The 12,328-nt window shown below is 52.7% G+C and carries 13 protein-coding genes; 4 read left to right on the forward strand and 9 right to left on the reverse strand.

Annotated features, from left to right (window positions below; all coding sequences use genetic code 11):
- Positions 1-13: 13 nt before the first annotated feature.
- From CRP01_RS06540 to CRP01_RS06570, 7 genes are read right to left on the reverse strand one after another with little or no spacing between them, the layout of a single operon-like run.
- On the reverse strand, positions 14-532 hold the full coding sequence (locus tag CRP01_RS06540; protein ID WP_099149217.1) for a GNAT family N-acetyltransferase: 519 nt from the start codon (positions 530-532) through the stop codon (positions 14-16).
- Positions 522-1,547 carry a hypothetical protein gene (locus CRP01_RS06545; protein WP_099149218.1) on the reverse strand — a complete coding sequence of 342 codons (1,026 nt, stop codon included), beginning with the start codon at positions 1,545-1,547 and terminating at the stop codon, positions 522-524. The genes CRP01_RS06540 and CRP01_RS06545 overlap by 11 nt, the downstream gene beginning before the upstream one ends.
- The gene (locus tag CRP01_RS06550) at positions 1,528-1,923 is read right to left on the reverse strand and encodes a hypothetical protein (protein ID WP_099149219.1); all 396 of its coding nucleotides are present in this window, start codon (positions 1,921-1,923) and stop codon (positions 1,528-1,530) included. Before CRP01_RS06550 ends, CRP01_RS06545 begins: the two co-directional genes overlap by 20 nt.
- Before the next feature lies 1 nt (position 1,924).
- Positions 1,925-2,602 carry a cupin domain-containing protein gene (locus tag CRP01_RS06555; protein WP_099149220.1) on the reverse strand — a complete coding sequence of 226 codons (678 nt, stop codon included), beginning with the start codon at positions 2,600-2,602 and terminating at the stop codon, positions 1,925-1,927.
- A gap of 28 nt (positions 2,603-2,630) precedes the next feature.
- The gene (locus tag CRP01_RS06560) at positions 2,631-3,686 is read right to left on the reverse strand and encodes a zinc-binding dehydrogenase (RefSeq protein WP_099149221.1); all 1,056 of its coding nucleotides are present in this window, start codon (positions 3,684-3,686) and stop codon (positions 2,631-2,633) included.
- 15 nt (positions 3,687-3,701) lie between these two features.
- Positions 3,702-4,484: a helix-turn-helix transcriptional regulator gene (locus CRP01_RS06565; protein ID WP_099149222.1), complete on the reverse strand. Its 783-nt coding sequence runs from the start codon at positions 4,482-4,484 to the stop codon at positions 3,702-3,704.
- Positions 4,485-4,491: 7 nt separating this feature from the next.
- Positions 4,492-5,259, reverse strand: a complete 768-nt coding sequence (locus CRP01_RS06570) for an HpcH/HpaI aldolase family protein (RefSeq protein ID WP_099149223.1) — start codon at positions 5,257-5,259, stop codon at positions 4,492-4,494.
- A gap of 472 nt (positions 5,260-5,731) precedes the next feature.
- Here CRP01_RS06570 and CRP01_RS06575 point away from each other — a divergent pair, with 472 nt between their 5' ends.
- The 3 genes from CRP01_RS06575 to CRP01_RS06585 all read left to right on the forward strand — a co-directional run bounded on the left by CRP01_RS06575 (position 5,732) and on the right by CRP01_RS06585 (position 7,208).
- The gene (locus tag CRP01_RS06575; protein ID WP_099149224.1) at positions 5,732-6,310 is read left to right on the forward strand and encodes a hypothetical protein; all 579 of its coding nucleotides are present in this window, start codon (positions 5,732-5,734) and stop codon (positions 6,308-6,310) included.
- An 88-nt stretch (positions 6,311-6,398) separates the two neighbouring features.
- Positions 6,399-6,572, forward strand: a complete 174-nt coding sequence (locus CRP01_RS06580) for a YqaE/Pmp3 family membrane protein (protein ID WP_099149225.1) — start codon at positions 6,399-6,401, stop codon at positions 6,570-6,572.
- Positions 6,573-6,602: 30 nt separating this feature from the next.
- A complete protein-coding gene (locus CRP01_RS06585; RefSeq protein WP_099149226.1) occupies positions 6,603-7,208 on the forward strand; it encodes a hypothetical protein in 606 nt (201 codons plus the stop codon).
- Between the two features lie 13 nt (positions 7,209-7,221).
- Here CRP01_RS06585 and CRP01_RS06590 read toward each other — a convergent pair whose 3' ends face one another.
- Positions 7,222-7,734 (reverse strand): GNAT family N-acetyltransferase, encoded by a 513-nt coding sequence (locus CRP01_RS06590; RefSeq protein ID WP_099149227.1) that lies wholly within the window; start codon positions 7,732-7,734, stop codon positions 7,222-7,224.
- Positions 7,735-7,787: 53 nt separating this feature from the next.
- Positions 7,788-9,602: a M61 family metallopeptidase gene (locus tag CRP01_RS06595; RefSeq protein ID WP_170110257.1), complete on the reverse strand. Its 1,815-nt coding sequence runs from the start codon at positions 9,600-9,602 to the stop codon at positions 7,788-7,790.
- 110 nt (positions 9,603-9,712) lie between these two features.
- Here CRP01_RS06595 and CRP01_RS06600 point away from each other — a divergent pair, with 110 nt between their 5' ends.
- Positions 9,713-12,322: a PVC-type heme-binding CxxCH protein gene (locus tag CRP01_RS06600; RefSeq protein ID WP_099149229.1), complete on the forward strand. Its 2,610-nt coding sequence runs from the start codon at positions 9,713-9,715 to the stop codon at positions 12,320-12,322.
- The last annotated feature ends 6 nt before the right edge of the window (positions 12,323-12,328 follow it).

Below are 12,328 nucleotides of genomic sequence, written 5' to 3' on the forward strand. Positions count from 1 at the left end.
AAGAACGGGAGGTTCAGGGCGTCTGGAAAAGCATGAGCTCCGCTTCATCGCCGGGTAGGCGGATCATCCTGGCAAAATTCAAACCGATCCGGTTCAGTAAATGGATGGAGCGGGTGTTGGTAGGCAAAGTAATACCGAGTATCCGGGGGATCAGCAGCTCGGTTTTGGCGTGAGCAAGGGTCGCCGAAGCAATCTCAAAAGCATATCCCTTTCCGCTATATTCCGGCAATAAGGCAAAACCAATATCGGGATATTCCAGTCCGGCCCTTCGAATCAGCCCACAGCCCCCGATCGGCGTCCGGTCTTCTTTCAGGCTCACCACCGAAAAGCCGTAGCCATACTGGGCGTAGGCCGTCATGGGACCTTCCCGAATGTACTGTTCGGCGGCTTCCAGTTCCCGGATGCCTTTGTCGCCGATATACTGCAACCAGCCGGGGCTGTTCACCAGTTCGAGAATAAAGGTCCCGTGCTGCAGCGTAAAGCGTTCCAGGACCAGTCTTTCCGTTTCGAGAACCGTTTGTTCAACGTCCATAAAGTATTTTTTTCCAATTCATTGATCCGGATCTGACGATCACTTCCTTCAGCGATTGTTCCTTTTCCTTATACAGCAAATAATCCTCATTCGGGTAGTGCCGGTGAATAAACTCCTTGGCTATGAATTTATAAGACGGCCAGGCCCGGCGGATCTTTTGGTCCGGATTCGCTAAAGACCAGGCCTGAAAATCCGGCGCCCGGAAAAAGTGGATCAGATTATCCCCCAGTTCATACTTCCCGGGATCCAGGCCGTAGCGTAGGCGGAGGGATACATACTGCCACTTCAGGGAAAAATTCATCCACCAGAGGTAGTCGTAATAAGTACGAATCGCTACCGGCGCCGCATCGACCTGCGGCTGCAGGTACCGGATCAGAGATTCCGAATGCTTAGTGGTACCCAACTTGCGGGAGATATAGTAGAACAACACATCCGGGTACGGTCGGAACGCCTGACCGGTCTGCACCGCGTACTTGAGTTTATCACTACCGAACAACTGATCACCATGCTCTCCGGTCACATTGATATCCTCCGGGCGGATGGCATCGTAGATATTGGTCTGCATCCGGGAATAGTCCAGCCGGCCATCAATTTCATCCCGGAAAAATCCCGGAAATTCGGTAATTGATTCTTTTGAAAGGAGAACGTGCAGCCGGTGCTTTTCCCCCAGTTCCCCAAGGCAGTTCCTGAGGGCGATCAGGGCCACGGTGGAATCGATCCCTCCCGACCACAATACGGTTATCCGCCGTCCGGTGGACTGGGCAACGATCGAGGCCGCTCTTTCCTCGCAGATCCGGTCAAAAGATTTTGTTCCCGTTTCCAGCGTGCCAATCGGATCAATTATCCGGAAAGGCAAACCACAGTCCAACATGCCCGTTCGGTCGATCAGGGTACAGGAAAAGAAGCGGCATGCCTGCAAATACAGCGGATGGGCCTTCCGACGGATACGCCAGTTACCCATCAGTTGTTTTTTGGAAAGAAATTCCAGTTGGTGATCAGGAATTGATAAAGGCATCTCGCGGCAGGCTTTCGCAAATTTGCAAATAATGATCCAGTTGCTCCTTTAATTGTTCCGGAGATCTGGATATGGATTTCAGGTCTTCGGTGAACAGGCCGGAAAAAGACAGGCTATGCTCCTTTTTAAGGATGCGGAGCAGGGGAAAGGTAGATCGGAAGATCCAGAACCCACTCGTCGCGGCAAAGATCCGCCATTCTCTGCTGGTCGATTTCATCTTATAAGTCACCCGGTAGCTCACCAGTCGGCTTCCGCTTTCGTAGTTCACCATCTTTTGTCTCACCAGAAAATCCTTCCTTTTGGACCGGCACATTTCGTTAAAGGCACCAACAAAATTCTCAACTACCCTATCTAATCGATCATCCAGATCCATCATATCAGATCACGATTGTTCCGTTAAACATTGGATGGTTTCGCTCGCTGTGCCCTACCGAGGAAAATACATGCAGTGGAAGGGCCACCAGCGGTTCCGGACCCGGCGTTTCAAAATGATGGGGACTCATCGGATCGAAAATACAAACGGTGCCCGGCCGTAGTTCCCGGGTAAAATTCTTTTCCTCCATGCCCACCACACTTATCCCCCGTCCCCGCAGGATCAGTACGACCCGAACCGTCGAGTGAATGTGGTGCTCCTGCTCTTTGCTGTATGGAGGGATGCGCAGATACTGCAAAGTCGGATCGCCCTGCCGCAATGGTGGAAATAATTGCTTGGTCGAACAACCGTTAACGTAGGGAAGCGTGGTCACTCCCGACAGTGATATGGAAGCCTCCGGATGCATATACCCCCTCACTACCGTAGCCAGATGTTTGGAGTGTATCCGGCAGGGACCTCTTTTTACCCGGGCCAGGTCCAGTTCGTCGCTGAAAAAATAGACACAATCGCCTGCCTCTACCCGAATCTCCTGCGGACCGATATAAGCCTTGAAGTAATAAAGCTGCTCAGGATCCGCTTCGTACACCTGAGCCTCCTTTACATCAAAATATCTAACCCCAAACAGCTCGGTGGCGGAAATTGCCAGTTCTCCGTTCCGCTGCTCTTTTCCCAATTGATCCAAGAGTAAATATTTTTAACTGATAAAATGTTTATTCCAACTGGTCCGAAAATGCCGGAGTGCGCAGTAACACCTTTCCCCTAACTTTGCCGCTTTCCAGGTACGCGTGCGCATCCCGGACGGCGTGAAAAGGAAATATCCGGTCGATCACCGGTTCTAATTCCCCGGATCCGATCTGATCGAAGATCTGGGATAAGGTCCGGCGGTACCACCCGGGGTCTTTCACCGTTTCGGCCGGCGTGCCGCACATGGTGACCCGTTTTCCGTTCGGCACTAAATTTAAGCCAATATAATGGAATATCCCCTTGATCATTTCCCAATATCCTCCATAATTATTTCCCGAAAGACCGTAACTGACCACTACGCCTCCCCGTTTGACGGCCGCAACGGATCGCCGGAGATTACGCCCCCCGATGGCATCGAATGCAGCGGCTACTCCGGCAGCTTCTTGCTGTCTGATCACCTTGACAAAATCCTCCAGCCGGTAATCGATCGGAAATACGTCCAATTCCTGCAGCAGATCGTGCTTGGCCGCGGAGGCTGTACCGTACATTTTCAACCCTCGCTGCCGGCCGATCTGGGCCAGCGCAGTGCCTACGCCTCCGGAAGCGCCGTGGATCAGGATGCTGTCTCCAGTTTTAATGCTAGACTTGCGGTCCAGGATACAAAGTGCCGTCAGATAATTCAGGATGGCCGCGGCACCTTTGACGGGATCCACTCCTGCCGGTAATTTTACGAGGCGTGATTCGGGGATCTCCAACAGGCTTTGGTAGGCTCCCAGGCGGGGTAAAAGCGCCGCTACCGTTTCTCCGACGGCAAATTCACTGGATGCCGGCGCTTTGATCACCCGGCCAATACACTCGTAACCCGGAGAAAAAGGACGACGGGGAGCCAGAAAATAACCGCCCCGTTGGGCCATGACGTCGACGTAGCCTACCCCTATCAGCCAGGTTTCGATCAGCACGCCCTCTTCTTGGTTTGGGCTAAAAATCTCCGGTTCAATCTGTAGTACATCGGGGGCACCGAATTCCCTTACCACAATTTTTTCTATCGTACGGGTGCCGGTTCTTGATTTGAGCTGCATCATCTTTTTTCTACAAAGCTATGCCTGCTCCAGTACCGATACTTGTATGAATTTGCTATTCTTCACGATCTCGGCGGGATTGATCCCCAGTTGTCGGACGAAGGTCCGGCTCATGTGCGAGGAGTCGAAAAAACCGGCATCGTGAGCCGCCCGGGTCAGGCTTTCTCCGGCCAGGATCATCTCCAGCGCTTTGGTAAGCCGCACCCAAAGGATATAATTCCGGATAGGTAAACCCATTTCCTGTTTGAAAAGATGCAGCAGCCGGCTTTCGCTCAGGAAGACCAACTCGCAAAGGGTGCTGGAAGTGATCCGCTGATCCAAATGTTCCTTGATGTAATGCTTAACCGTTTCGATCCGCTCCTCTTTTTCCGCATGCACCGGCGGTACCCCATCCGGTTGGAAGAATGCCAGGCAGTAGTGATACAGCTCGTGGTATGCTTCCGACCGGATCAGTTCTTCCACCCGTTCGAAATCAAAATAATCTAGCGCTGTTTCCGTAAATTGTAGTTGATCCCGGTCCGCCAGATCGTTCTGTATGAGGAACGCTCCCAGTTCGGATTCGGGATCGATACTGAGCGAAAATATCTTTTGCTCCGCGGCATCGCATTCGTGCGTTACATTCGGCGCGACCAGTAAGGACCGACAGCTTTGCCAGGAACCGTCCGGAGCTTTTTTCAGGAAGGGCTTCTCGGTCCCGATGATCAACTGGATGACCGGATGGTGGTGTCGGGCGATCTCTTTCGGCATGGCCCCGTAAAACAGCACCATATCCGGCCAGAGTACGTATTGATTTCGCATCATCCTGGAATTAAGTTCGAAACTGCGCCGCCAGATCCCGCACCGCCTGTGCGAATAACAGGCTATCGGCTCCTACGCCGATCATATTGGCCCGGGCTCCTTCGTAATGTCGCGCCCCGTCGATGGACAGGGAGATGGTGCCGGCGATCTTCCCGGCGGCCCGGGTGCGTTCCAGTCCTTTTTCAACCAGTTGTACGACTTCCGGGTGGTCCATCTGACCGACATAGCCCAGCGAAGCCGAAAGATCGGCCGGTCCGAAAAAAACGCCGTTCACGCCTTCTACCGCCAGGATCTCCTCTAATTGTTCGTAGGCTGCTGCGGTCTCCACCTGAACGATCAGGCACATCTGGTCGTTGGCGGAAGCCATATAATCTCCGATGCGATTCCATTGCGAAGCCCGACCCAGTGCAGCTCCGATCCCCCGGTTACCGGCGGGCGGGTAGCGCAGGCAGCGTACCAGATCGGCAGCCTCCCGGGCGCTATTGACCATGGGTACCAGAAAAGTCCGTACCCCGATGTCCAGCAGACGTTTGATGAAAACCGGATCTCCCGAAGGCGGCCGCACCACCGGTGCAGTATCATAGGCCGCGATGGCCTGTAGCTGGGGCAGTATCCCGGACAGGTCAAAGGGGCCGTGCTCGGCATCGATCAGCACCCAGTCGAAGCCTGCACCCGCCAGTAATTCCATTATAAGTGGGTTCGGGAAGTTGTTCCAGATACCGTAAGTAGTCGGTTTACCGGCAATTTTTTTCAGGAATAGGTTCGGAGGAAGGTTCATTGGATATTGCTTGTATTTGCTCACCGAACAAGATAAAAATTAAATACAAAACCCCGACAGGCTGCTTGCCGTCGGGGCGAATTCTGCTTCCGGTTGAGGAATAAATTAATCTTATGGGTTAGGGTTGTTTTCACTACCCGCGCCTACCGGTCACTGCGGGGAATAATTGCCGCAGCCCTACGGGCTGAAGACGCCGGATCATCGTCCGGTCCAGCTATATTCCAGGGCAAAGCCACCGAATAAACGGAGGTAATTTCAACACCGGCCAAAGGTAGGACCACAGCGTTAACTCCAGGTTAGTACAGGATAAAAGCTAGGTTAATTCACCTGCTGAGTAGGGCGGGTCCGGGCTGCCGCATTCTTGGTCGCCAATCGAACATCTACCCCTATTTTCGTTTTATAATAACAGAACTCATTGAATTACAATCACAAACGAATTTTTATTTTTAGAGAAACCCAAAAAACCTTAATTATGAAAAATTTATTCCTATCTATTCTTTGCATTGGCTTCCTCGGTATGGTGAGCTGTGATGTTGACCAGACCCGCGAGGGTGAAATGCCGGAAGTTGATGTAGATGTCGAAGAAGGACAATTGCCTGCCTATGATGTAGACTGGGCCGATGTAGATATCAGTACCACTACCAAAACGGTCAAAGTACCGAAAGTAACCGTAACTATGGTGGAGAAAGAAGTAGAAGTACCCGTGATCGATGTCAATATGCCCGATGATGGAGAAAAAGAAGAAAGAACATTAATCGTAGAAGCGGAAGTTGCCGAAACCGCCCATGACCTGGAGATCGTTGAAGTATACGCCGCCGAAAATCGCCTCTATGTAATCTCCGAACTCACCCCAACCGACCAGGATCTGCAGGACGAAACCGTAAGAGTATCCGACCGGGTAGTAGTTAATGCCCCGGAAGACCTGGACGTACGTTACTATATTGTTGGTAGCAAACCAGTAGGTGACCACAACAACCAATACAATTATATCCAGAGTCGTAGTTCCATTGCCGATAAACTGAAAAACGGCAAAAAGATCTACTCCTCATAAACCTGAATAATTCAGATCATCACTACCAGTTGCCCGTCAATTGGTAGTGATTTTTTATGTCACCTGTTAATCCCAAAAATCAATCAACATGACTACCGCCGCCAGTACCAATAAACTACTTATGATCATCATTGCGGTTATTCTGCCGCCTCTGGCCGTGGCTATGCAAAGCGGACTATCGAGTCAGTTCTGGATCTGTCTACTCCTGACGTTCCTGCTTTATCTGCCCGGTCTGCTCTATGCCCTCTACGTTATCCTGTAAAATAAAAACCACTAAAACTCCCTTACAAAAATGACTTCTTACAAAAGTATTGATCTAAACAGGGCCCTGGTTGGAGGAGCGATCGCTGCGATCATGGTTTTTTTAGGTTCCTTCCTCGTCGGCCGCCTCGGGCAATCGGAAGCCTTCGTTGCTTTGAAAGAAATGCGCCCGTCCCTGCGCTTTGTAAGCTCGGCCGTACTGACCGCAACCTCCACTATCCTTGCCCTGTTGCTGACCCTGCTTTCCTTTAGCAGTAATACCGATAAAGATCTGAAATCCGATCACTACGAACGCATAAAATGGATCGCCCGGCTCTGCACCATTGCGTTTTCCGCCGCCATCATCCTGCTGATGTGCATGACGCTCCCGCTCAATAATTCCGAAGAAAAATTACAAACCTGGTACCGTACCCTTTATTACTTCTTCATCGTATATGGAGCTTTACTGGGCGGAATAATGATCAGTATCGTGTTGATGCTCTACCAGGCCGCCAATGCAATTATCCTGATTTTCCAGCCTGGTAAAAAAGCCGATCACCTCTTGTCTTCCAAGGATTCGGAAGAACAGGAAGATGACTCCCAGGCGGATGAGCAGGATAATGGGCAAAAGCGGGAAAAAGAAGAAGCTACCGCCTAAAGCGGCGCGGACATCAGACTTTTTTTTCCATAACCCAGTCATTCTGATCTTCTCCACCGATCCGGAAAATATGAGTACCTACTTTTACAAAGCCCTGGCTTTGGTAAAACCGGATCGCTTTGGGGTTGTGTTCCCAGACGCCCAGCCAGATCGCATCCTTACCTTTCTCGCGGGCCCGGTCTATGGCGGTTTCTAGTAACAATTTACCGTATCCCCGCCCCTGCTGCGCCCCGTCAACGTAAATGCGTTCGATCTCCAACACCCGACCGGAGCGTTCATCTGTCTGAGCATCGCCTTCATTGAGTTTAATGTAGCCCAACCACAGTCCGTTGGCTTCCAGCGCGAAAAATTCACTTTCCGGATGCCGGAGTTCCCGGGAGAGTTGTTCTTCCGAAAAGGCATCCTCCAGGTAGCCCGCCATCACTTCCGGAGTGTTGAAGGCCTCGTAGGTATCTACAAAGGTTTTTATAGCCAGCGTCCGGAGCGGAACCAGATCTGCCGGACTGCATTTTATGATCTTTACCATGGAGCTCTTTTTATTTCGCGGTTTCGCCCTTTTTCCCGGGAATACCCAATATGCTATTCGCCTCCGAGCCAGGCCGCCCGTTTGGAGGCAGCCGTTTTTTTGGCCTTTTCGTCAACTTCCAACGTAATCCGGGGATCCTGCACCAGGGTAAATTCTCCGCTTTCCTCCAGGCCATTCTGCCGGTACTGGATGGCGTAGTTCTTCCCGATCTTCAGTTCCGACAATATTTTTTTCCAGGCTTCCTCATCGCTTACCGCTGTACCGTTCAGGGTCAGCAGGAAATCGCCGGATTGAACACCCGCAGTGTAAAGGGAATGCCCCTTGACGATACCGCCGGTTATTTTCACCCCTTCTTCCGAAAAGTCCAGATTCAGACCGGCCAGATCGGATTGGTCCGGGTTAGCCAATTCCAGCTTCCATCCCATTTGCGCGAACAGCGGACCAAAATCCGGCAGCTCGCTCTTGTAGATATAGTTGGCAAAAAACGACTCCGCGAAGTCCGCGTCACCACAAACTTCCGCCAGGGCATTTTGCAGGTCCGGTACCTGGTAGGGCACTTCGGTCTTTCCGTAGTGTTCCCAGAGATATTTCATAAGATCATCCAGGGTGACCGCTTCGAATTTCTGGCGAAGGCTGAGATCCAGGGCCAGTCCGATCACCGCTCCGTAGGGGTAATAGCTGACGAAAATATTAGCCGTGTTGTGCTCATCGATCGAGCTGGCCGCATCAACGAAGGGAGCACGCTGGCTCATCCCGATGGGACTGTAGGACTGACGGCCGGGACTGTTCAGCACGTAGTTAAGGGTACCGATCAGTCCGCGACGATATCTTTCTTCATCGTAGATACCCGTACGGCGAAGGATCAGATCGTCGTAATAAGAAGTAAAACCTTCTGCAAACCACAGCTCACCGGACATATTGGCCCGCGTAAAATCAAATGGCTCCAGGGATTTCGGACGGATGCGTTCGACGTTCCAGGCGTGAAAAAATTCGTGGGAGATCGTCCCGATCAGTCCACTGGCATTATTCGCCAGATTGCCCTTGCTGGAACATACAGTCGAATTCCGGTGCTCCATACCATCCCCGTTAATCCAGGGATTATAACTCACCAGAAACGTATAGCGCCCGAAATCAAAATCGGGAAGTCCACCGTAAACAGCCTTCTGGGCTTCGACTACCTGGCGCACCCATTCCGTATAATCGTTCAGCTCTTCATCCGTTCCTTCGTGCATAGCCGCAATTTCGATGGTATAGGTCTTACCGTTGGAATCCGACGTCCAACGCCGGAAATCGATAGCTCCAACCATGGTCGGGCTGTCGAAAAAGTAGTAATAGTTGGGCGCCCAGAAAGCCGATTCACTCAGTGGTTTCAACTGCGTGGCAACGGACCAGTCCGGATGCTTACTGAGGTCAAAATGCAGTTCTATCGGCCGCTTTTCCGCTACGGGAGCGAACACAAAAGCCGACGGCATATTGAGGTGCAATTTGCGATTATCGATACCGGAATAGGTGCCGTCACCGTGATTGGCAAAAAGCGTATACTGAAATTTCACGTATCCCTGATGTCCGCTGACTTCCCAACGATCGATATCTGTTTTCTGCAGGGGCAGCTGGTTACCGTCGGCATCATAGGCCTTTTCGGCGTAGACATTTTTAGCAAAATGGTGCACAGCGTAACGCCCGGGAGAAGAACTCGGCATAATGATCTCCAGTGGTTGCGGCGGAAGCGCGGGAAATTCCACGGTGATCACCGCCTCGTGCTGGCGGATATGATCCAGCGATACATCGTAACGTACCGCCAGTTGGGCCGCAAGGCTTACCGTCAAGAATAAGAAACAGCCGAACAGCAGGGTGCGATAAAAATTCATGGACACGTTTTTTTGGAAAATCGTAAAAATAGCGTTTAAACTAAATAAATCCGGAAAAGGCAGGATAGTTGTCCCTGTTGAAAGCATTATTTTAGCAAAAATAATCAGGCATGCAGCACCGAACGCAAATAAGCCCCCTACCCTGTTTTCTCTTCTTCCTGGTCGTTTTAAGCGCTTGCCGGGAATCCGGCTCCGAAACGACTACCCCGCAGTATTCTCTCAGCGTATCCGATGACCACCTCACGCTGGAACTGATCGACGAAGCTCCCGACATTATGACGCCGATCGGTCTGACCATCGATCCCGCAGATGCCCTTTTCCTGCTGGAATCCCATACCCATACGCCACCCAAAGACTATCCGGGTCCGGCATTCGACCGGATCAAAAAAGGCATGGATCAGGACGGGGATGGGAGTCCGGAATCCTGGCAGATCTACGCCGACAGCATCAGTGATGGGATGAACCTGGCCGCCGGCCCGGACGGAACGATCTATCTGGCCTGCAAAGATCTTGTCGCTGCTTTCCGGGATGAAAACGGTGATGGCCAGAGCGACCGGGTGGATACCCTGCTGTACATGAAGGCCGGAGGAGATATTTACGATCACGCCGGCATTATGGGCGTTACCTTATCTTCCGACGGCTGGCTTTACGTCTCCCGGGGCAATACCGGTGGGCTCGCCTGGGAAATGACCGCCGCCGACGGCACTACCCTGAGTAATTACGGAGACGGAGGGAATGTGGTAAGGCTAACCGCCGACGGCGGCCGCCTGGAAGAGGTAGCGACCGGTTTTTGGAATCCCTTCGATATCCAGTTCACGGCTAACGGCCACCTGATGCTTACCGATAACGATCCGGACAGTCGCGGTCCCAACCGGCTCATCGATCTGGTCTACGGCGGAGACTACGGCTACAAATCGCTCTATGGCGGTAGCGGTATCCATCCCTTTCTGGCCTGGAACGGGGAGTTACCCGGAACCCTACCCTACGCTGCGCCGCTCGGAGAAGCGCCCTGCGGCCTGATCGATGCGGGATTCACCAATTTCGGACCGGATTACCGCGATCATATTCTGGCGGCAGTCTGGGAAGAGAACAGCATCGTCAAAATACCGCTCGGTGAAGACGGTCAAATGGCCGGTCCTACCGAGATACTGGTAAAAGGGGACAGCACATTCCATCCGGTGGCCTTTGCGACCAACAGCCGGGGTGAGCTGTTTTTCACCGATTGGGTGGTCCGTCAGTACCCCAATCACCGTCAGGGGCGGCTCTGGAAGTTGTCTTCTGACGATCAACAGACTCCTGCAATCAGCCGGCAGGAAGCAATAGCCGGCGGAGCCAATAACTGGATCTACCGCTCGGTCGATCCCGGTGATCCGTCGGGTTTGGAATCCGCACTTAAGAGCGACGATCCGTATACCCGGGCCGTTGCCCGCAAATTTTTGAGCCGGCCGGAATACACCGATCGGGTAACAGCCTGGCTGGTCGGGAACGATGATGATCTAAAATTACAGGCCCTGCTGACCCTATTTCACAACGGGGAACGGGTGGATGCTTCCGTTCTGGCCGGTCTGCTTCGGAATGATCAGGAAAATATCCGGAATACTGCGCTGAAATACATCGCACTGCGATCCCGTAGCGATCTTTACGATCAGGTAAATGCTGCGCTACCGGACGGCTACATCACGCCGGCCCTATTTGCCTCCTACCTGGCCGCCGTTCGTCATTTGCAGCCTAATTTTATTGAGCAATACCAAAACAAAGCCCGGCGACTGGCCAAGCAGTTAGAACGCCGTTTACCGGATGGCTTCCTGCTCGATATATTGCAAAATACGGAGCTGCCCGCTCCCATCCGGGCGGCCGTTCTACCACAGCTGGATCTCCAAGAAGTTGACCCGGCATTACTGGTAGATCTGCTGGAGAACGGCGCTCCTTCCATCCAAATGGCGCTATTGCAACTCTTTACCCGGAAACCGGTAGCCGAAGCGATAGCGGGTATACAGCGTATCGCAGCTAACCCGGCCGTCGATCCGGAATTGCGCAATCTGGCCCTCTTAAGCCTGAGCTACCAGTCCGGCGATCACTGTGGATTTGTTGCGGATCTGCTGCCGCAGGCTACTCCCGAGCTGGCCCAGATCGGGCTGCGCTATCTGTGCCGCTGCCGGGAAAACACCACGATCCAAAACCAAATAACGGCCTTTCTGCAGGATCAGCCGGAAGCGGTCACGGAAGTCTGGCGGGCCTGCGATGGCCTGGCCTCTGATGCATCCCGCCCGGCAAGCAGCGATGCCTGGCTAGCCGCAATCGACGGATCGGGACGGGCCGATCGGGGAAAATGGGTATTCTATTCCCGGAAAGCCCAGTGTCAGAATTGTCATATGGTGGATGAGTGGGGCAGCGATTTCGGGCCGGCCCTCTCCAATATCGGCAGCAGTAAATCCAAGGTCCAGTTACTTACCGCCATTCTGGAACCCTCCGCCGAGATTTCTCCCGAATGGCAGGGCTGGTACATCACCGATGCGGAGGGCAAGACCCACTACGGCCGCCAGATTGATGTGGGGCTCAACAATGCGGAGCTACTGCTGGCTTCCGGCGAATTCGTTACCTACGAGCGGCCGCAATCCTACGGCATGGCGCCTACTTCCCTGATGCCCGACGGTCTGGAAAATCAATTATCGGTTTCGGAAATGAACGATCTGATCGCTTACCTGCTGTCTTTACGGTGATCAATT

The sequence above is a fragment of the Flavilitoribacter nigricans DSM 23189 = NBRC 102662 genome, assembly GCF_002646595.1.
In the GTDB taxonomy this organism is placed as follows: domain Bacteria; phylum Bacteroidota; class Bacteroidia; order Chitinophagales; family Saprospiraceae; genus Flavilitoribacter; species Flavilitoribacter nigricans.